Origin of the sequence: Staphylococcus sp. AtHG25 (assembly GCF_003217445.1) — a bacterium.
Lineage (GTDB): Bacteria > Bacillota > Bacilli > Staphylococcales > Staphylococcaceae > Staphylococcus > Staphylococcus haemolyticus.
In genome coordinates, this window is record NZ_QJSN01000011.1 from 41,023 (window position 1) to 62,928 (window position 21,906).

19 protein-coding genes, 1 riboswitch and 1 other annotated feature are annotated in these 21,906 nt (G+C 34.3%); of the genes, 9 read left to right on the plus strand and 10 right to left on the minus strand.

Annotation, left to right across the window (positions count from 1 at the left end; genetic code table 11):
• Window positions 1-164: 164 nt before the first annotated feature.
• The 9 genes from BDW31_RS08895 to rpmH all read right to left on the minus strand — a co-directional run bounded on the left by BDW31_RS08895 (window position 165) and on the right by rpmH (window position 7,404).
• Window positions 165-704 carry a TetR/AcrR family transcriptional regulator gene (locus BDW31_RS08895; RefSeq protein ID WP_037551843.1) on the minus strand — a complete coding sequence of 180 codons (540 nt, stop codon included), beginning with the start codon at window positions 702-704 and terminating at the stop codon, window positions 165-167.
• Window positions 667-1,065 carry a DUF3147 family protein gene (locus BDW31_RS08900; RefSeq protein ID WP_053024872.1) on the minus strand — a complete coding sequence of 133 codons (399 nt, stop codon included), beginning with the start codon at window positions 1,063-1,065 and terminating at the stop codon, window positions 667-669. Before BDW31_RS08900 ends, BDW31_RS08895 begins: the two co-directional genes overlap by 38 nt.
• Before the next feature lie 18 nt (window positions 1,066-1,083).
• Window positions 1,084-1,446, minus strand: a complete 363-nt coding sequence (locus tag BDW31_RS08905; protein ID WP_053024873.1) for a DUF3147 family protein — start codon at window positions 1,444-1,446, stop codon at window positions 1,084-1,086.
• A gap of 220 nt (window positions 1,447-1,666) precedes the next feature.
• Window positions 1,667-2,506: a nucleoid occlusion protein gene (noc, locus tag BDW31_RS08910; RefSeq protein ID WP_053024874.1), complete on the minus strand. Its 840-nt coding sequence runs from the start codon at window positions 2,504-2,506 to the stop codon at window positions 1,667-1,669.
• Window positions 2,507-2,551: 45 nt separating this feature from the next.
• Window positions 2,552-3,274: a 16S rRNA (guanine(527)-N(7))-methyltransferase RsmG gene (gene rsmG / locus BDW31_RS08915; RefSeq protein WP_053024875.1), complete on the minus strand. Its 723-nt coding sequence runs from the start codon at window positions 3,272-3,274 to the stop codon at window positions 2,552-2,554.
• A complete protein-coding gene (gene mnmG, locus BDW31_RS08920) occupies window positions 3,274-5,151 on the minus strand; it encodes a tRNA uridine-5-carboxymethylaminomethyl(34) synthesis enzyme MnmG (RefSeq protein ID WP_110709557.1) in 1,878 nt (625 codons plus the stop codon). The genes rsmG and mnmG overlap by 1 nt, the downstream gene beginning before the upstream one ends.
• Before the next feature lie 119 nt (window positions 5,152-5,270).
• A complete protein-coding gene (gene mnmE, locus BDW31_RS08925) occupies window positions 5,271-6,650 on the minus strand; it encodes a tRNA uridine-5-carboxymethylaminomethyl(34) synthesis GTPase MnmE (protein WP_053026890.1) in 1,380 nt (459 codons plus the stop codon).
• 153 nt (window positions 6,651-6,803) lie between these two features.
• Window positions 6,804-7,154, minus strand: coding sequence for a ribonuclease P protein component (rnpA, locus tag BDW31_RS08930; RefSeq protein ID WP_160380507.1), 351 nt, complete (start codon window positions 7,152-7,154; stop codon window positions 6,804-6,806).
• A gap of 112 nt (window positions 7,155-7,266) precedes the next feature.
• Complete coding sequence (rpmH, locus tag BDW31_RS08935) at window positions 7,267-7,404, minus strand: 50S ribosomal protein L34 (RefSeq protein WP_000240855.1); 138 nt, start codon at window positions 7,402-7,404, stop codon at window positions 7,267-7,269.
• 678 nt (window positions 7,405-8,082) lie between these two features.
• Between rpmH and dnaA the strand changes: the two genes are divergently transcribed.
• The 6 genes from dnaA (at window position 8,083) to gyrA (ending at window position 17,346) form a co-directional block, all read left to right on the plus strand.
• Window positions 8,083-9,438, plus strand: a complete 1,356-nt coding sequence (gene dnaA / locus BDW31_RS08940; RefSeq protein ID WP_053024878.1) for a chromosomal replication initiator protein DnaA — start codon at window positions 8,083-8,085, stop codon at window positions 9,436-9,438.
• 301 nt (window positions 9,439-9,739) lie between these two features.
• Window positions 9,740-10,873: a DNA polymerase III subunit beta gene (dnaN, locus tag BDW31_RS08945; RefSeq protein ID WP_053024879.1), complete on the plus strand. Its 1,134-nt coding sequence runs from the start codon at window positions 9,740-9,742 to the stop codon at window positions 10,871-10,873.
• Window positions 10,874-11,250: 377 nt separating this feature from the next.
• Window positions 11,251-11,493 carry a S4 domain-containing protein YaaA gene (gene yaaA, locus BDW31_RS08950; RefSeq protein WP_172458781.1) on the plus strand — a complete coding sequence of 81 codons (243 nt, stop codon included), beginning with the start codon at window positions 11,251-11,253 and terminating at the stop codon, window positions 11,491-11,493.
• Entirely contained in the window at window positions 11,490-12,605 is a 1,116-nt protein-coding gene (gene recF / locus BDW31_RS08955) for a DNA replication/repair protein RecF (RefSeq protein ID WP_049394871.1), read from the plus strand. Before yaaA ends, recF begins: the two co-directional genes overlap by 4 nt.
• Before the next feature lie 9 nt (window positions 12,606-12,614).
• Window positions 12,615-14,549: a DNA topoisomerase (ATP-hydrolyzing) subunit B gene (gyrB, locus tag BDW31_RS08960; protein WP_049394870.1), complete on the plus strand. Its 1,935-nt coding sequence runs from the start codon at window positions 12,615-12,617 to the stop codon at window positions 14,547-14,549.
• A 97-nt stretch (window positions 14,550-14,646) separates the two neighbouring features.
• Window positions 14,647-17,346, plus strand: coding sequence for a DNA gyrase subunit A (gene gyrA / locus BDW31_RS08965; protein ID WP_110709559.1), 2,700 nt, complete (start codon window positions 14,647-14,649; stop codon window positions 17,344-17,346).
• Between the two features lie 101 nt (window positions 17,347-17,447).
• On the opposite strand, the gene BDW31_RS08970 is transcribed toward gyrA, so the two are convergent.
• Window positions 17,448-18,260: an NAD(P)H-hydrate dehydratase gene (locus BDW31_RS08970; protein WP_110709561.1), complete on the minus strand. Its 813-nt coding sequence runs from the start codon at window positions 18,258-18,260 to the stop codon at window positions 17,448-17,450.
• A 372-nt stretch (window positions 18,261-18,632) separates the two neighbouring features.
• Window positions 18,633-18,831, plus strand: a binding site (T-box leader).
• 84 nt (window positions 18,832-18,915) lie between these two features.
• Between BDW31_RS08970 and serS the strand changes: the two genes are divergently transcribed.
• From serS to BDW31_RS08985, 3 genes are all read left to right on the plus strand, one after another.
• A complete protein-coding gene (gene serS / locus BDW31_RS08975) occupies window positions 18,916-20,202 on the plus strand; it encodes a serine--tRNA ligase (RefSeq protein WP_049394867.1) in 1,287 nt (428 codons plus the stop codon).
• A gap of 446 nt (window positions 20,203-20,648) precedes the next feature.
• Window positions 20,649-21,344 (plus strand): AzlC family ABC transporter permease, encoded by a 696-nt coding sequence (locus tag BDW31_RS08980; protein ID WP_049394866.1) that lies wholly within the window; start codon window positions 20,649-20,651, stop codon window positions 21,342-21,344.
• Window positions 21,341-21,670 carry an AzlD domain-containing protein gene (locus BDW31_RS08985; RefSeq protein ID WP_110709563.1) on the plus strand — a complete coding sequence of 110 codons (330 nt, stop codon included), beginning with the start codon at window positions 21,341-21,343 and terminating at the stop codon, window positions 21,668-21,670. The genes BDW31_RS08980 and BDW31_RS08985 overlap by 4 nt, the downstream gene beginning before the upstream one ends.
• Window positions 21,671-21,794: 124 nt before the next feature.
• Window positions 21,795-21,896: riboswitch (SAM riboswitch) on the plus strand.
• Window positions 21,897-21,906 lie beyond the last annotated feature (10 nt).

The following is a 21,906-nucleotide window of genomic DNA, read 5'->3' on the forward strand; positions in this document are numbered from 1 at the left end:
CGTTTCTTCATATAAAAAACTACCAAATTTCTTTGTCATTCGCATCTTTTTCATTGTCAAAGTCCTTTTACATGCTGATTTATCAGTGTTTATAAGACTTCCCGATGTCTAAAAAAGGAACTACGCTATTTGTTTAAACGCAGTTCCTTTTGTTAATTAAGATATTATTGATTAAAAGATTTTAAGATAACGTCTAGCATTTTTTCAATATATGCTTCATCAAGTGTTTCCGGTTTAATTAAAATATTGAAATAAATTGGTGAGAAAATCATATCTATAAATAAATCTTGATCCTCTTCTTTTATGTGATGTGCTATGATTGATTTCAATAATTTTCGATTACTTTTAAAATAACCCTTCATAAACAATTCACGTGCTTCAACTTGTTGATTACTAATTAATATTTCAATAACCGCACGCCCTAAATTCGTTTTATAAATTTCCATTATTTTAATTAAGAATTGATACAACCCCGTGTGTAGATCTTTATTTTCATTTTCAAAAATCTGTGTTCTACTGACGAACATATCTACAATAATTGAAGATTTGTCTTTCCAACGTCGATATATTGTAGCTTTAGACACACCTGTGTTTTCAGAAATTTGATCGATGGTGATGTCTCTAAAATGTGTCGTAGCCAACATTCGATCTAATTCATTAAAAATTTTATGATTGATTGTCGGATCTTTCGGTCTTCCAGCCATGTTTTCCCCTTCTTAAATGCGTAATAAATTCAACTGCTTCAAAAATAATTACTGCACTTACAAACCATGCAATAAATCCAATAACAATACTAAGTAGCCATTGATTTGTAAAATATAGCATCGCCCATGTTACTAGTATACTAATAAGTACGCCCGTCATGCCAAAAACTGCCCCTCTACTTACGTGCTTAGCAATAACATCGCCATGTTGCATTCCTGTGATAAACAATGAAACCAAGAATACTGCAGGTAATGTAGCAAACACACCCCCGAGTTCTTTCCAAGGTAAAATAACAGAGATAATATAACTCAGCGTAACTGCAAGTCCCCCAACCAAGAATTTAATTAATGCTAATTTCATTACAAAAGCCTCCAATGATTAATTCATATGTCTAACAACAAATATACTTAGAGAAATTACAAGCCAACATATTAATGCAAATCCTGTTCCTCTTTTATAATCTCTTTTACTAATATAAAGAGACGTTAAAAAGACTGTTATGATGCACGATATAATTCCAATAATGGCACCAGAACTAAGATGAATTGACATTTGAACTAATTGATTGCCACGATGATCTATCGCAAGGGCTATAATTGCAGCTAAGTAGACTGCCGGCATAGTAGCGATAATGCCACCCATTTTACCACCGACCTTCTCAGCCATTATAGATGCAATCGCCACTGCAAGACCTCCAATAACAAAATGAAGAATAGCACTAGAAATGGATATTCCGAACACAATAAACCCTTCTTCTTTAATTATTAAACGATACGTTTCGTTTAATAATATTGTAAATCTATTTATTAGCTATGTAAACAGCACTTTGTAAGAAAAATGAATGCTATATGAACATAAAAAACACTAAAATGATTCAACTTTTAATCATCTTAGTGCTATTATTAAGTGGTATAACTTTAAAACCTATTTTTCAAGGAATAGCATTATACACACTTTTCATCTATTTTTTATAAATTTTTATTTTAATTTCGTAATAATCATCATGTTCTTTATCACGTTGTTCTACACGTATACCAGATTGTTCAATGGCTTGAATGCTTTTTCCAACTTCGTCACGTGCTTGTGTTAAATCTTTAGAGAATTGGAAAGATTGAGCTTTTACTTTTTCTGGTCCAATTTTCTGTTTAACACGTGCCTCTGTTTGTTTAACATTTAATTTTTGGCTAATCACTTGTTCAATTAGCTTTTCTTGATCTTCCTCTTTAAGAGATAAGACAGCACGAGCATGACGCTCAGTAATCTTGCCTTCTCTTAAACGACTAATCACTTTAGGTGCTAATTTCAATAATCGCAATTTATTTGCGATAAAACTTTGACTTTTACCTAAACTTTTAGCTAATTCACTTTGCGTTGTGCCACCAATCTCAAGAAGCTTTTTATAAGCTTCGGCTTCTTCAACAGCAGATAAATTTTCACGTTGAATATTCTCAATTAATGCAACAACTGCTGTTTCTTCATCATTCATATGACGTATAATGACATCTGCTTGAGATTTATGCAGTGACTGTAGTGCTCTAAAACGTCGTTCACCCGCAATAATTTCGTACATATTCTCTTCAATCGGTCTTACAACGATGGGTTGTAATAAACCATGCTCGTCAATAGATTCAGCAAGTTCAGTAATCTTACTTGAGTCAAACACCTGTCTTGGTTGATAACGGTTAGGTACAATACGCTCAATTTGAATGGATTCGACGCTAGAATTGCGATCTTCTTCAATGTATCCAACGATGTCATCTTTATTTTTCAATCCAAATAATTTTGAAAAAGGCTTTTTCATTATCCATTCACTCCTCTTAAAATTAATTTTAACATGTAGGTGCTATTAATTTTCTAGTAAAGGAGATTTATTAGGCGTACCAGGTTTTCTAGGATACTTTTTAGATGTTTGACGACGTTTATCTATAATAATCATTTGTCGTTCACCAGCATCTTCTGGTAAATCAAATGTATAAGAATCACTAAAGACGCCACCTAATATACTAATCCCAAATTGTGCTTCTTCTAATTCTTCTTCTCCTTTAGAAGACTTCAATGCGATGAACTGCCCACCCTTTTTAACTAAAGGAAGGCACAATTCACTTAACACTGTAAGTCTGGCTACTGCACGTGCTGTAACTACGTTATACGTTTCTCTGTTTACGCCTTTACCGAATGTTTCAGCGCGATCATGTACAAAGCTAACTTGTGTTAAGCCAAGTTCAGCAGCTAGATGATTTAAAAATTGAATACGTTTATTTAAAGAATCTACAATGGTTACTTTCAATTCAGGGTAAACAATCTTCAATGGAATACTTGGAAAACCTGCACCTGCACCAACATCACAGATGGTTAAAGGCTGATTGAAATCATAATAAAAGCTCGGTGTAATTGAATCATAGAAATGTTTCAAATAAACTTCATGTTCATCTGTAATACTTGTGAGATTCATTTTCTCATTCCATTCTACAAGTAAACGATAATATGTTTGAAATTGTTCTTTTTGTTTATCTGACAATTCAATTCCATGTTCACTTAATTCTTTAGCTAGCCATTCTACGCCATTCATTAATTTTTCACCCTTTGCAATTTACCTTGCTCCAAATAAACAAGTAAGATTGAGATGTCTGCTGGGTTAACACCAGAGATTCGTGATGCTTGTGCAATATTCAATGGTTTAACTTCAGCTAATTTTTCACGAGCTTCAGTCGCTAAACTATCCACTTTACTATAATCTAAGTCTTCCGGAATTTTTTTCTCTTCCATGCGTTTAACTTTTTCAACTTGTTGCAATGATTTATTGATATAGCCTTCGTATTTCGTTTGAATTTCAACTTGCTCTTCAACCGCTTCAGGTAATTGATGACTTTCTTCTAGAATTTCTAAGATTGTATTATATGTCATTTCAGGACGTCGTAATAGATCAATTGCTAGAATGCCATCTTTTAGACGTGAACCACCATTTGCCTCAATGACAGATTGTGTGTATTCATTTGGTTTAATACGAATATCAGTTAAACGTTGGATTTCATCTTGAATTTGTTGACGCTTTTCATTAAAACGCGCGTAACGTTCTTCTGAAATCATACCTAATTCATAACCTACATCAGTCAAACGCAAGTCAGCATTATCATGACGTAGTAATAATCTATATTCTGCACGAGATGTTAATAAGCGGTAAGGCTCATTCGTACCTTTTGTAACTAAGTCATCAATTAAAACACCAATATATGCATCTGAACGACTTAAGATTTTTTCTCCGGTACCAAGCACTTTACCTGCAGCATTGATTCCAGCCATAATACCTTGACCAGCCGCTTCCTCATATCCTGAAGTACCATTGATTTGTCCAGCCGTATATAAATTTTTAATCATTTTAGTTTCCAATGTTGGCCATAATTGCGTTGGCACAATCGCATCATATTCAATGGCATAACCCGCACGCATCATGTCTGCCTTTTCAAGACCAGGAATCGTTTCTAACATTTGACGTTGTATGTGTTCTGGTAAGCTTGTTGAAAGTCCTTGAACGTAAACTTCATTTGTATTACGACCTTCAGGCTCTAGGAAAAGTTGATGTCTAGGTTTATCATTAAAACGCACAAATTTATCTTCAATTGATGGACAATAACGAGGACCTGTTCCTTTAATCATACCTGAATACATAGCTGATAAATGTAGATTATCATCGATGACTTTATGTGTACGATCATTGGTATATGTTAACCAACAAGGTAATTGGTCTAGGATATATTCTGTAGTTTCAAAACTAAATGCACGACCTACATCATCACCAGGTTGAATTTCCGTCTTAGAATAGTCTATTGTTTTCGCGTTTACACGTGGAGGTGTACCCGTTTTAAAGCGCACAACTTCAAAACCTAATTCTCTTAAATTATCAGCTAGCGTGATAGATGGAAGTTGATGATTTGGACCACTTGAATATTTCATGTTACCTAAGATTATTTCACCACGTAAGAATGTACCTGTCGTAATAACAACCGCTTGAGCGCGATATTCAGTACCGATATTTGTGCGGACACCTTTTACTTCATTGTCTTCAATAATTAATTCATCCACCATACCTTGCATGATGTCTAAATTATCTTCATCTTCAATGACACGTTTCATTTCTTGTTGATATAACACTTTGTCTGCTTGAGCACGTAACGCACGTACTGCTGGTCCTTTACCAGTATTTAACATACGCATTTGGATATGTGTTTTATCAATCGCTTTAGCCATTTGCCCACCTAATGCGTCAATTTCTCGAACGACAATACCTTTCGCTGGACCACCTACTGATGGGTTACATGGCATGAATGCAATATTATCTAGATTAATTGTTAGCATTAGTGTTTTTGCGCCACGTCTTGCAGATGCCAAACCTGCTTCAATACCTGCATGTCCAGCACCAATGACGATTACATCATATTCTTGAACCACCTAATTGACCTCCTTTAAATTTCCTTTGTCTTTATTTTTATAAATAAGACTTCCTACCGTCTCAGTTTCTTTAATATTTATCATTTCTTAAACGTTACATAGCTATAAGGTATAAACTATTATTTTCCTAAGCAGAATTGACTAAATAGTTGATCAATCAATTCGTCACTAGCAGATTCACCAATAATTTCACCTAATAATTCCCAAGTACGCGTTAAGTCAATTTGAACCATATCCATAGGAATACCTGATTCAGCTGCATCAATCGCATCTTGAATGGCATTTCTAGCTTGCTTTAATAAAGAGATATGTCTTGAATTAGATACATACGTCATATCTTGGTTTTGAACATCGCCACCAAAGAATAAATCTCGTATTTGTAATTCTAGTTGATCAATACCTTCTTGTTTAAGCATAGATGTTTGGATAAGTGGTGTATCACCAATCATTTCTTTTACTTCATTTATATCTAAGTTTTGTTCTAAATCAGTTTTGTTAACAATTACAATGGCATCTTCATTTTTAATAACTTCATATAATGTACGATCTTCTTGTGTTAATGGCTCATTGTTATTTAATACAAATAAGATTAGATCTGCTTCACTTAAGGCTTTGCGTGAACGTTCGACACCAATTTTTTCAACGATATCTTCAGTGTCACGAATACCTGCAGTATCTACCAATCTTAATGGTACACCTCTAACATTGACGTATTCTTCTAAAACGTCACGAGTTGTACCTGCAACTTCAGTTACGATGGCTTTATTATCTTGAATAAGGTTATTTAACATTGACGATTTCCCTACATTTGGTTTACCAACGATAACGGTTGAAAGACCTTCTCTCATAATTTTACCTTGTGTTCCAGTCTCTAATAATAGATTAATTTCGTTTTTAATCTTTTTAGATTGCTCTAATAGGAACTCAGTTGTAGCATCTTCAACATCGTCATATTCTGGATAATCAATGTTCACTTCTACTTGCGCGAGAATTTCTAAAATGGATTGACGTTGTCGCTTAATTAAATCACTTAGTCGCCCTTCGATTTGATTCATGGCAACTTTAGAAGCACGATCTGTTTTAGAACGAATAAAATCCATAACAGCCTCAGCTTGTGATAAATCGATACGACCGTTCAAGAATGCACGCTTTGTATATTCCCCTGGCTCTGCCATTCTTGCACCATGCGTCATTGTAAGTTCTAATATTCGATTAATTGTTAAAATACCACCGTGACAATTAATTTCAATAATGTCCTCGCGTGTAAATGTTCTTGGTGCTCTTAGCACAGATATCATAACTTCTTCAACAACTTCATTTGTTTCAGGATCTATGATATGACCATAATTAATCGTATGTGAATCTACGTCTTGTAACTTTTTCTTTCCTTTATATAGCTTATCTCCAATTTCAACGGCTTGTGGTCCAGATAAACGGACAATACCGATTGCTCCTTCACCCATAGGTGTTGAAATACTAGTTATCGTATCAAAATCCATGATTATCCTCGCCTCCTTATTCAAGTAAAATTTCATTATAACATTGTAATTTGTTTCTATAAAAATTGCTAATAAGTTGATTTATCGCTCATAAGGTAAGACTTCGGTTTGTATAACCTCAGACTGACGGACGTCTAAAACTCCCCTACCCTTCTATTTAATCTTTTTATTAAAGACCTTTGCAATTTTTAATACATGTTCTAAGCTACCCTGGATTTCAAGTGTAGTCATATCCTTAGCTGGTTGCCTAGCAATAACGATAATATCACGTGCAATAATATCTTCTTTATGAATTTTGAAATTCTCCCTTATCGCACGTTTAATTCTGTTTCGAGTCACTGCATTGCCTAATTTTTTAGATACACTAATACCTAATCGAAAATGATCTTTATTACTATTATAGGTATAAACAACAAACTGTCTATTTGCTACCGATTTTCCTCTTTTATAAATCGTTTGAAAATCAGTATTCTTTTTTATACGGTAAGCCTTCTCCACGTTCACATCACTCACTTATTTTATTCTTTGCCAACTTAGCTAAAGTTAGTTTTGATATAGCGTATCTCAATTTATACCTATTCAAACGAAAAAAAAGACCACTGAGAAGTCAGTGATCTTATGCTGATAAAACTTTACGGCCTTTACGACGACGACGTGCTAAAACTTTACGGCCATTTTTAGTGCTCATGCGTTTTCTGAAACCATGAACTTTACTATGTTTACGTTTATTTGGTTGATAAGTACGTTTTACCATGCAAAACACCTCCATCTACATATTTATCCAGCTCACTCGCTCTTGTAGTGATCCTGATTATTTTAATAGATAAATTATAATTTCTGATATCAGAATTCTTGTTTTAATTCAATTTTATCTAGTCATAATTCAAGCAACTACTACAATATAACAAATTACTATTTATAAAGCAAGCAGCATTTGCATTAAGATGTTATTTTTTTAACCACTTGTCAACATCCATTTTTAATATTTATACATTTCGCCAAACGTGCGTCTCACACATTTTATTCATTTTAAATTCATCTTTATAAATTATTTCCCAAAGCTGTTGTAGTACATAAACTTAGTTTTTTAAAATTATCCACTTATACACATACGAGATTTAAGTTTCTGTGGATAATATATTCATTATTAACAGATTTATACCAAGTTTAACAACATATTCACACCTATTTGACATCTCTCTAAGTTAAAAAGTATAATTATGTGGATAAGTCGTCTAACTCATTATTTTTAAAGGATTTATTTATTGATTTTATATACGTATTTAGTGTGAACAAATCATAGCATATATAAAGTTATCCACTGAATGTTATTAACTTGTGGATAATTATTAACATGCTGTGATTATTTTTATCCACTTGTCTAAATGTCTGTGTATAAGTCCTAAATTTAAAAGAAGATGGAGTTTATTTTATGTCAGAACAAGAAATTTGGAAAAAAGTATTAGAAGTTGCTGAATCAGAAATATCTAAATCGACATTTAATACTTTTTTGAAAGATACAGAACTCAAAGAAATTCGTGATAATGTTGCAATCATCTTTGTAATTCATGAATTTTACGCAGAATGGTTAAATTCAAACTACAAAGAAGTAATCCAAACAATTATGAAAGATGTTATTGGTTATGAAGTTGAACCCAAATTTTTCACTGCTGAACAATTAGCTGAACTTGATGAGACAAGTCGTAAATCTAACACGCCAAGCGAACCTCAACGTCAAATCATTGAAGATGGTCATGAAGGCATAGATCAATTCAATACTCACAATACATTTGATACTTTCGTCATTGGACCTGGCAATAGATTTCCACATGCAGCAAGTCTTGCAGTTGCTGAAGCACCAGCACAAGCATACAACCCTCTATTTATATATGGTGGCGTTGGTCTTGGTAAGACACATCTTATGCATGCGATCGGTCATCATGTTCTTAGCAATCAACCAAATGCTAAAGTACTATATACTTCAAGTGAAAAATTCACAAATGACTTCATCAAATCAATTCGTAACAATGAACCTGAAGCCTTTAGAGAGAAGTATAGAAACATCGACGTGTTACTGATTGATGACATTCAATTTATTCAGAATAAAGAACAAACGCAAGAAGAGTTCTTCCATACATTTAATGAATTACATCAAAATAAGAAGCAAATTGTCATTTCAAGTGACCGTCCACCTAAAGAAATTGCAAAATTAGAAGACCGTTTACGTTCTCGTTTCGAATGGGGATTAATCGTTGATATTACTCCTCCTGACTATGAAACGCGTATGGCGATTCTTCAGAAAAAAATCGAAGAAGAGAATTTAGAAATTCCTGCTGAAGCTTTAAATTATATTGCTAATCAAATTCAATCAAACATCCGTGAATTAGAAGGCGCACTCACACGTTTGCTTGCCTATTCTAAACTTCAAGGCAGACCTATTACGACTGAATTAGCAGCAGAAGCGCTCAAAGATATTATTCAAGTTCCTAAATCTAAAAAAATTACGATCCGAGATATTCAAAAAGTCGTTGGACATTACTACAACGTTCGCATCGAAGATTTCAGCGCAAAAAAACGTACAAAATCAATTGCTTATCCACGTCAAATTGCGATGTATTTATCAAGAGAACTTACTGATTTTTCATTACCTAAGATTGGTGAAGAATTCGGTGGTCGAGATCATACGACAGTGATTCATGCGCACGAAAAAATCGCTAAAGATATTAAAGCCGATACAATTTTTAAACAAGAAGTTGAAGATTTGGAAAAAGAAATTCGCAATCAATAAAATTAAAGTTGAAAACTGTTATACAACAGATTATGAAATGATAAAGTGGGAAATAAAAAATAGTGACAAGTTATTATGGTATAAGAAACATTGATTAATGATAAACGTCATAAACATTTTATTCGTAATTGTGGATAATGTTTAAAAGTAATACACAACATCAACAGTTTATCCACATGTGTATAACTTTGGCACATAAGGATTTTCTTAACATATCCACTAATCCACAAGCCCTACTACTATTACTATGAATTTAAAACCTATATAATTATATATAAACGACTGGAAGGAGTTTAAATTAATGATGGAATTCACAATTAGAAGAGATTATTTTATTAATCAATTAAATGACACATTAAAAGCCATCTCACCAAGAACAACATTACCAATTTTAACGGGTATCAAAATCGATGCTAAAGATAACGAAGTCATTCTAACTGGTTCAGATTCTGAGATATCTATTGAAATTACAATCCCTAAACAAGTAGATGGTGAGGATATTGTCACTATTTCTGAAACAGGTTCAGTTGTACTTCCTGGTCGTTTCTTCGTAGATATTATTAAAAAACTACCAGGTAAAGATGTTAAATTATCAACAAATGAACAATTTCAAACACTAATTACTTCAGGACATTCTGAATTTAACTTAAGTGGTTTAGATCCTGATCAATATCCATTATTACCTCAAGTATCACGTGATGATGCAATCCAATTATCAGTAAAAGTATTAAAAAATATCATTGCACAAACAAATTTCGCAGTGTCCACCTCAGAAACACGCCCAGTACTTACTGGTGTTAACTGGCTTATACAAGATGATGAATTAATATGCACTGCGACCGATTCACACCGCTTGGCTGTAAGAAAGTTGAAATTAGAAGATGACTCTGAAAATAAAAATGTCATCATTCCAGGTAAAGCTTTATCAGAATTAAATAAAATTATGAGTGATAGCGATGAAGAGATTGATATTTTCTTTGCTTCAAATCAAGTTTTATTTAAAGTTGGAAATGTAAACTTTATTTCTCGCTTATTAGAAGGACATTATCCTGATACAACACGTTTATTCCCTGAGAATTACGAAATTAAATTAGGCTTAGACAACGGTGAATTCTATCACGCAATCGATCGTGCTTCTTTATTGGCACGAGAAGGTGGTAACAACGTTATTAAATTAAGTACAGGTAATGATGTTGTAGAATTATCATCTACATCACCTGAGATTGGTACTGTAAAAGAAGAAGTTACAGCAACGGATGTAGAGGGTGGCAACTTGAAGATTTCTTTCAACTCTCGTTATATGATGGATGCGCTAAAAGCGATTGATAATGATGAAGTTGAAGTTGAATTCTTTGGTACGATGAAACCATTCATCCTCAAACCAAAAGAAGATGATTCTGTCACACAATTAATTTTACCAATTAGAACGTATTAGTTTTAAAAGCTATTAATTTGGAGTTACGACGAATTCAAAAGGAATTCTGTCCTAACTCCTTTTTTTATTTAATTTAAGCTCATTCAGCCTTTAATATAGACACAAAAGTTATTCACTAGTGGGATAAACTCTAAATAATATATCATCAAGCTAAAATGGCCCTTAAAATTAAAAATCAGGCTATTCTCTATACAACCTCATTTGTAATCTTCAATTTTCTTTAAAAAAGCCGCTTCAAATTGAAAAATATAATTAATTTTCCTACTAAAATTAAATATGTAAAAAGATATTCTGAAGTAAACGGTTTCACATTCCATTTTAAATGAAATTTAAACCTAAAAAAGGTATAATATATTAATGACACATAAAGAAACGGAGTGATTATTTTGGTTCAAGAAGTAGTAGTTGAGGGCGATATTACGTTAGGCCAATTTCTTAAAACGGAAGGCATTATTGAATCAGGTGGACAAGCTAAATGGTTCTTACAAGATGTTGAAGTTCTAATTAATGGCGAGCGCGAAACACGTCGTGGTAAAAAACTAGCTAACCAAGATCGAATTGATTTCCCAGATATCCCTGAAATTGATTCTGTAATCATTATTCATCAAGGTGAACAATGAAACTTAAAACACTCCAATTAGAAAATTATCGTAACTATGAAGAAGTTACGCTCGAATGTCATCCTGATGTGAATATTCTGATCGGAGAAAATGCACAAGGGAAGACGAATTTGCTTGAATCAATTTACACATTGGCTTTAGCCAAAAGTCATCGTACATCGAATGATAAGGAGCTTATACGGTTTAACTCAGAGTATGCTAAAATAGAGGGTGTACTAAATTATAGACATGGAACGATGCCACTAACGATGTTTATAACTAAAAAAGGTAAACAAGTAAAAGTGAACCACTTAGAACAAAGTCGACTAACTCAGTATGTTGGACATCTTAACGTGGTTCTTTTTGCGCCAGAAGATTTAAATATTGTTAAAGGATCCCCTCAGATACGAAGACGCTTTATTGATATGGAATTAGGTCAGATATCTGCAGTATATTTAAATGATTTGGCTCAATACCAACGTATTCTCAAACAGAAGAATAATTACTTAAAGCAACTGCAATTGGGCCAGAAGCAAGACACTACAATGTTAGAAGTCTTAAACCAACAATTTGCACAATATGCTTTAAATGTAACGTTGAGACGAGAGCATTTCATCAAAGAATTAGAATCATTGGCTAAACCGATTCATGCAGGTATCACGAATGAGAGAGAAACGTTGTCATTAACTTATTTACCAAGTATTAAACTCAGTGATATGAGCAAAGGTGAACAGACGTTATTGGACGAAGTGATTACGCTATTGAATGACAATATTAAGCGAGAAATGGATAGAGGCGTCTGTTTATTTGGACCACATAGAGATGATTTAGGCTTTAATGTAAATGATATGGATGCACAAACATATGGATCTCAAGGGCAACAACGTACGACTGCATTATCCATTAAATTAGCAGAAATAGAGTTAATGAATATTGAAGTTGGAGAATATCCAGTCTTATTATTGGATGATGTGTTAAGCGAATTAGATGATTCTCGACAAACACATCTATTAAGCACGATTCAACATAAAGTACAAACCTTTGTAACAACAACATCTGTAGACGGCATAGATCATGAAATTATGAATAATGCTAAGCTTTATCGAATCAATCAAGGTGAAATTATAAAGTAATAGAAAGTGATGGTGAATACATTGTCAGATGTAAACAACACAGATAACTATGGTGCTGGACAGATACAGGTATTAGAAGGGTTAGAAGCCGTTCGTAAAAGACCTGGTATGTATATAGGGTCAACTTCAGAAAGAGGTTTGCACCACTTAGTATGGGAAATCGTGGATAACAGTATCGACGAGGCACTTGCTGGTTATGCAAATCAAATCGAAGTTATTATTGAAAAAGACAATTGGATTAAAGTAACTGACAATGGTCGAGGCATTCCTGTTGATATTCAAGAAAAAATGGGGCGTCCAGCAGTTGAAGTTATCTTAACTGTACTGCATGCTGGTGGTAAATTTGGCGGTGGCGGTTATAAAGTATCTGGTGGTCTACATGGTGTAGGTTCTTCAGTTGTTAACGCATTGTCTGAAGATTTAGAGGTATACGTTCATCGTAACGATACTATCTATCATCAAGCATATAAAAAAGGTGTACCTCAATTTGATCTTAAAGAAGTAGGTAGCACTGGTAAAACAGGTACAGTCATTCGCTTTAAAGCAGATAGTGAGATATTCACTGAAACAACTGTTTATAACTATGAAACGCTACAAAAGCGTATTAGAGAGCTTGCATTCTTGAACAAAGGTATTTCAATCACTTTAAGAGATGAGCGTGAAGATGTAGAGCAACGCGAAGATACATATCACTATGAAGGCGGTATTAAATCTTACGTTGAACTATTAAACGAAAATAAAGAGCCTATTCATGAAGAACCTATTTATATTCATCAAACTAAAGATGATGTAGAAATAGAAATTGCTATGCAATATAACAGCGGTTATGCAACAAACTTATTATCTTATGCGAATAATATTCATACTTATGAAGGTGGTACGCATGAAGATGGTTTCAAACGTGCCTTAACGCGTATATTAAATAGCTATGGAACACAAAGTAAGATTATTAAAGACGATAAAGAAAGATTGTCTGGTGAAGATACACGTGAAGGTTTAACAGCCGTCGTATCAATTAAACACGGTGATCCTCAATTCGAAGGACAAACTAAAACGAAATTAGGTAACTCTGAAGTACGTCAAATTGTTGATAGATTGTTTGCCGAGCATTTTGAACGTTTCTTATATGAACATCCAAATGTTGCACGCATCGTTGTGGAAAAAGGAATTATGGCATCACGTGCACGTGTCGCAGCAAAGAAAGCACGTGAAGTGACACGTCGTAAATCAGCTTTAGAAATTTCAAGCTTACCAGGTAAACTTGCAGACTGTTCAAGTAAGAAACCTGAAGAAAGTGAAATCTTCCTAGTAGAGGGTGACTCTGCCGGGGGGTCTACAAAAGAAGGTCGTGACTCTAAAACACAAGCTATCTTGCCATTAAGAGGTAAAATCTTAAACGTTGAAAAAGCACGTTTAGACCGTATTCTTAACAATAATGAAATACGTCAAATGATTACAGCCTTTGGTACTGGTATTGGTGGCGAGTTCGATATCTCTAAAGCACGTTATCATAAAATTGTAATCATGACAGATGCTGATGTGGATGGCGCGCATATTAGAACTTTATTACTAACGTTTTTCTATCGTTTCATGAGACCACTAATCGAAGCGGGATATGTGTATATTGCACAACCGCCATTGTATAAATTAGCACAAGGCAAACAAAAATATTATGTATTTAATGATCGTGAACTTGATAAATTGAAATCAGAATTAAGCCCTACACCTAAATGGCAAATATCACGTTATAAAGGTTTAGGAGAAATGAATGCGGATCAATTATGGGAAACGACTATGAATCCTGAAAACCGTATGATGTTACAAGTTAAATTAGAAGATGCGATTGAAGCGGACCAAACATTTGAAATGTTAATGGGTGATGTAGTTGAAAATCGTAGACAATTTATCGAAGACAATGCAGTATATGCGAACCTAGATTTCTAAGTTAACGTCTAGTATTGAAAATCTTGAAGACTGTATAGCATAATGGCTTGCAGTCTTGCTATTTTAAGTGAATTGATTATAGAAGGAGGATATCTTGATGGCTTACTTACCTCAATCAAGAATAAATGAACGAAATATAACCAGCGAGATGCGCGAATCATTCTTAGACTATGCAATGAGCGTTATCGTTTCACGTGCGTTACCTGATGTACGTGATGGTTTAAAACCTGTACACCGTCGTATCTTATATGGCTTAAATGAACAAGGTATGACCCCTGATAAACCATATAAAAAATCAGCACGTATCGTTGGGGATGTAATGGGTAAATATCACCCTCACGGAGACTCATCAATCTATGATGCCATGGTCAGAATGGCACAAACATTCAGTTATCGTTATCCACTTGTCGATGGTCAAGGTAACTTTGGTTCAATGGACGGCGATGGTGCCGCTGCCATGCGTTATACTGAAGCGAAGATGACTAAGATTACGTTAGAATTACTGCGTGATATTAACAAAGATACAATCGATTTTCTAGATAACTATGATGGTACTGAAAGAGAGCCGGAAGTCTTACCTTCTCGTTTCCCTAACTTATTAGTTAATGGTGCATCAGGTATCGCTGTAGGTATGGCAACAAATATTCCTCCTCACAATTTAACCGAAGTCATCAACGGTGTTTTACATTTAAGTAAGAATCCAGATGTAACGATTGCAGAACTTATGGAAGATATTCAAGGCCCTGATTTTCCAACAGCTGGTTTAATTCTAGGGAAAAGTGGCATCCGACGTGCTTATGAAACAGGTCGAGGATCAATTCAAATGCGTGCACGTGCGGAAATTGAAGAACGTGGTGGCGGTCGCCAACGTATCGTAGTGACTCAAATCCCGTATCAAGTTAATAAAGCGCGTATGATTGAGAAGATTGCAGAACTTGTTCGTGAAAAGAAAATTGAAGGTATTACTGATTTACGTGATGAAACAAGTTTACGTACTGGAGTTAGAGTAGTAATCGATGTTCGTAAAGATGCAAATGCCAATGTTATTTTAAACAATTTATATAAACAGACGCCATTACAAACTTCATTTGGTGTTAATATGATTGCACTTGTTAATGGACGTCCAAAATTAATCAATTTAAAACAAGCTTTAGTTGAATATTTAGAACATCAAAAGACAGTTGTACGTCGTCGTACTGAATACAACTTGAAAAAAGCGAAAGACCGAGCACATATCTTAGAAGGTTTACGTATAGCGTTAGATCATATCGATGAGATTATTACGACAATTCGTGAATCAGAAACAGATAAAGTCGCTATGGAAACATTGCAAGAGCGTTTTAAATTGTCTGAACGTCAAGCGCAAGCTATTTTAGATATGCGTTTGAGACGTTTAACTGGTTTAGAACGAGATAAAATTGAAAATGAATACAACGAATTACTCGGTTATATTTCTGAACTTGAAGAAATCTTAGCCGATGACGAAGTTTTACTTCAATTAGTTCGTGATGAGTTAACTGATATTAAAGAACGTTTTGGTGACGAACGTCGTACAGAAATTCAATTAGGTGGCTTAGATGATTTAGAAGATGAAGATTTAATTCCTGAAGAACAAATCGTCATCACATTGAGCCATAATAACTATATTAAACGTTTACCAGTTTCAACGTATCGTTCACAACACCGTGGCGGACGCGGCGTTCAAGGTATGAATACATTGGAAGAAGATTTCGTAAGCCAACTTGTAACGTTAAGTACACATGACCACGTTCTATTCTTCACGAATAAAGGCCGTGTTTATAAACTTAAAGGATACGAAGTTCCAGAATTATCTCGCCAATCTAAAGGTATTCCAGTCATTAATGCGATTGAATTAGATAATGATGAAACAATCAGTACGATGATTGCTGTTAGAAACCTTGAAGATGAAGATAGTTACTTAGTATTTGCAACTAAAAATGGTATTGTGAAACGTTCTGCTTTAAGCAATTTCTCACATATCAATAAGAACGGTAAGATTGCGATTGGATTCAAAGAAGACGATGAATTAATTGCAGTACGTCTTACAGATGGTAATCAAGATATCTTGATTGGAACATCCCATGCTTCATTAATTAGATTTGCAGAAACAAGTTTACGTCCATTAGGTCGTACTGCTGCAGGTGTAAGAGGTATCTCATTACGTGAAGATGATGTCGTTGTAGGTCTAGATGTTGCACATGCCGATAGCGAAGATGAAGTGCTAGTCGTTACTGAAAATGGTTATGGTAAACGTACGCCAGTGAGTGAATATCGCTTATCAAATCGTGGTGGTAAAGGTATCAAGACTGCGAAGATTACTGAACGTAATGGTAATATCGTTTGTATCACAACTGTTAATGGCGAAGAAGACTTAATGATTGTTACAAATAGTGGTGTTATCATTCGTTTAGAAGTAGAAGATATTTCTCAAAATGGTCGTGCAACTCAAGGTGTTCGCTTAATGAAATTAGGCGATGATCAATTTGTATCAACAGTTGCTAAAGTTATTGATAAAACAGAAGATGAAGATGCGACTGAGGCTGCTCAAACTGAAAATGGTGAATCAAATGCAGAAAGTACAGAAAGTCCTAGTGAAGAAGTAATTGATGATGATACACCAGGTAACGCACTTCATACTGAAGCGGACGAAGAGACTACAGTTTCATCTGATGAAGAGGCAACAGATGAACGTATTGAAGTTAGACAAGACTTCATGGATCGTGTAAATGAAGACATTGAAAATGCATCTAACAATGATGAAGATGACGAAAATTAAAGAATAGAAGGTTAATCAATAATAGAAAGTTACAACAATATTGATTCCTTCAACAAATAAGACTTCCCTAATACCAGGGAAGTCTTATTTTTATAGCTTATTTAGTTTTCTAATTCTTTCATAACGTATGGAATTTCACTAATTAAACGTGAAGGTGGTACGACATACATAGATTCAGATAATTTTTCTCCAATATAACTATGTGTATAAGTTGCGCTTGTTATCGCATCTCTAAAATCATCAAATTGTCCAACAAAGCTTGTAATCATACCAGCTAACGTATCTCCCATGCCACCAGTCGCCATTGCCGGTGTACCAATGGCAAGTCTATATTCTTTGTCTTTGAAGAATATTTCAGTGCCGTGTTTTTTCAGTACAACTGCAGCACCTAACTTATCTACAGCTTCTCTATTACGTTCATAAATTTGTTCTTCAATAGGGATACCACTCAAACGTTCCCATTCCTTTTGATGTGGCGTGAAGATAATACGGCAAGTTGGGATATCAGGTTTTAATTTACTAAATATCGTTATCGCATCACCATCAACAATTAAGTTTTGATGTGGCTGAATATTTTGTAGTAAAAATGTAATTGCGTTATTACCTTTGAAATCGACACCTAAGCCTGGTCCAATTAAAATACTATCAGTGTTCTCAATCATTTTAGTTAACATTTTAGTGTCGTTAATATCGATAACCATCGCTTCTGGGCAACGAGAATGAAGTGCAGCATGATTTGTAGGATGTGTAGCTACTGTAATTAATCCACTCCCACTATAAACACATGCACGCGCAGCCAACATGATTGCTCCCCCTAAATTGGCACTCCCACCTATAAGTAAAATCTTTCCATAGTCACCTTTATGTGTCTCTTCTTTTCTTTTCGGAATATTAACTGTTGTTAATGTTTCCATGAATTAAACCCTCCCTTGAAGACGTTTCGAACGTATAATACTAAATTGTAAAAATGTGATTATTGTCAATTCTATATATAACTCAAATTTTAAGTGACGATGAGATGCGTAGCGAAAGCATCAACAACTAACTCACCTGTTAAGTTTTAAATTTGAATGTTTGTTTATGACCTTTTTAAATACAATAGAAAATATTATACCTGTGAATGACTTTCGTCAACACTATTATGAAGATTATTTTGTAATGAATGATGGGAAGTGATTATGTTGGTTAATAGAGGATGTTTACGACTAGTATGAATATAATATTATTTACAATTTACTTGCTAATTATAAAGGAGTTTGCTATATTAAAAATAACTTAATAAGTTATTGTTCGTGGGACAAGTAACATAATCAATTAATTTCAGAGAGCTTGTGTTGAGTGTGAACAAGTAATTGATTGTTATGCGAATCTACCTACAATTGTGAACAACCGGTAATAACCGTTATTTTAAGGAAAGCGCAATTTGATACATATGTAGTGTTAAATTGTTAAATAGGGTGGCAACGCGTAGACCACGTCCCTTGTAAAGGGGATGTGGTCTTTTTTTATTGAAAATACGCATGTTATCCGAAATTAAATTTTTCAAAAATTGGGAAGGATGAGTATTACATGTTAGACATTAGACTATTCAGAGAACAAGCAGACACAGTTAAGAGCAAAATTGAACTACGTGGAGATGATCCTAAAGTAGTTGACGAAGTATTAGAATTAGATAATGAACGTCGTCAATTAATCGGTAAAACTGAAGAAATGAAAGCACGTCGTAACAAAGTAAGTGAAGAAATCGCTGAAAAGAAACGTAACAAAGAAAATGCAGACGACGTTATCAAAGAAATGCGTGAACTTGGTGACGAAATCAAAGAAAACGACGCTAAACTTAACGAAGTGGATAATAAAGTTAGAGATATCTTAATTCGTATCCCTAACCTAATTGCTGAAGATGTACCACAAGGGGATTCTGATGAAGAAAACGTTGAAGTTAAAAAATGGGGTACACCTCGTGAATTTGACTTTGAACCAAAAGCACACTGGGACTTAGTAGAAGAATTAAAAATGGCAGACTTTGAACGTGCTGCAAAAATTTCAGGTGCGCGTTTCGTATACTTAACTAAAGATGGTGCATTATTAGAACGTGCATTAATGAACTACATGCTTACTAAACATACAACGCAACACGGTTATACTGAAATGATGACACCTCAATTAGTTAATGCAGATACAATGTTTGGTACTGGTCAATTACCTAAATTTGAAGAAGATTTATTCAAAGTTGAAAAAGAAGGTTTATACACAATTCCAACTGCAGAAGTTCCATTAACAAACTTCTATAGAGATGAAATCATCCAACCAGGCGTATTACCAGAAAAATTCACTGCTCAAACAGCTTGTTTCCGTAGTGAAGCAGGATCAGCTGGTAGAGATACAAGAGGTTTAATCCGTTTACACCAGTTCGACAAAGTTGAAATGGTTCGTATCGAAAAACCTGAAGATTCTTGGGACGCTTTAGAAGATATGACACAAAATGCTGAAGCAATTCTTGAAGAATTAGGTTTACCATATCGTCGTGTTATCTTATGTACTGGCGACATCGGTTTCAGTGCTAGTAAAACATACGACTTAGAAGTATGGTTACCAAGTTATGACAACTATAAAGAAATTAGTTCTTGCTCAAACTGTACTGATTTCCAAGCGCGTCGTGCTAACATCCGCTTTAAACGTGATGCCGCTTCTAAACCAGAATTAGCACATACTTTAAATGGTAGTGGACTTGCTGTAGGTCGTACATTTGCAGCTATCGTTGAAAACTATCAAAATGCAGATGGATCAATAACAATTCCAGAAGCATTAGTACCATTCATGGGTGGTAAAACTGAAATCCGTCCAGTAAACGACTAATTCATTAGTTATTAAGAAGTACAGATTAAAATAAATATGTTAAGGCTATATCGCAAATTCGCAGTAGCTACTAAACTGAGAAAATGCTCTTACCGAGCTTTTCTCAGTTTTTTTCGTCCTTACATATGAGATTCTAATATATTAAATTTAGTCCATTTCCTCTTAGTATATTTCTAATAATTAATTGCATAAAATTCCACTTTTTCTTAATAAAGGGATGAAGTAAAAAGGCTAATTTAGACTACCTTTCAAGAGATAAATCAACCGTTGTCGACAAAAACAGACACATTTAAAATCCTTTCAAATCAACACTTATAAGTAGTCATTCAGTCTAATGTCACACAACCCTGTGTCTAATGTTGTTGCCACTCTAGCATCCGTATATTAGACTAAAAATATTAGTATATTACTTTATAAAATTAATAAGAATAAAGGAGGTTACAAAGATGCCATCACACGTGACATTTAAACAGGGCGTTAAAGAATGTATACCTACTTTATTAGGCTACGTTGGAATTGGACTATCATTTGGAATAGTGGCGACTTCACAACACTTTAGTATCATCGAAATACTATTATTATGTTTGCTTGTGTATGCTGGTGCAGCACAATTTATTATATGTGCGCTTGTGGCTACTGGAACACCGATTTCTGCCATTGTCCTTACAACATTGATTGTCAATTCACGTTTCTTCCTACTTTCAATGACGTTAGCACCTAATTATAAAGATTATGGTATTTGGAATCGACTAGGCTTATCTTCAATTTTGACAGATGAAACCTTTGGCGTTGCAATCACGCCTCATTTAAAAGGGGAGAAGATAAACGATCGTTGGTTACATGGATTGAATCTAACTGCATATTCATTTTGGGCACTAGCAAGTATTGTTGGTGCGTTACTCGGTAAATACATATCTAATCCAGATATGTTAGGTCTCGATTTTGCGATTACCGCGATGTTTATCTTTTTAACAATGGCACAATTTGAATCAATCACTTCATCTAAACTTAAAATTTACATAGTACTTATCGTATTTGTCATCGTGATGATGCTCAGTTTAAGCTGGTTCATGCCGTCATACGTCGCAATTTTAATTGCATCTATGTTAGCAGCAACATTAGGGGTGGTGATGGATAAATGACAACATCTTGGTACATGTTTATATTAATCGTGTTGTGTGGACTTGTAACTTTAATTATTCGAGTAGTCCCATTCTTAATGATTTCACGTATTCAACTTTCAGAAACGGTAATTAAATGGTTATCGTTTATACCAATTACATTATTTACAGCACTTATCTTAGATGGCATTATCGAGCAACAAGAGGGCGTAGCAGGATATACACTCAATATCCCATTTGTTTTAGTAACAATTCCGACTGTTTTTGTTGCACTTTTTACACGAAGTCTTACGACAACAATATTAGTGGGTATTGTTCTTATAGCAGGTTTACGTTTCTTCTTTTAGAAAAGGCAGAACCCAACAACTAACAATTGAAATTGGTTATACAATTAGATAAAATAAAAGTCTAGAACGTAAATGGTACATTGATACTATTTTATAAATACGCAGTAAATGAATAGAGTTAAAAAACTTATTAAGAGAAGTGGAGGGACACGGCCCTGAGAAACTTCAGCAACCGGCGATGCATACGCACGGTGCTACTACCAACGAGATACTCGAATGATAAGTAATGGAGACAA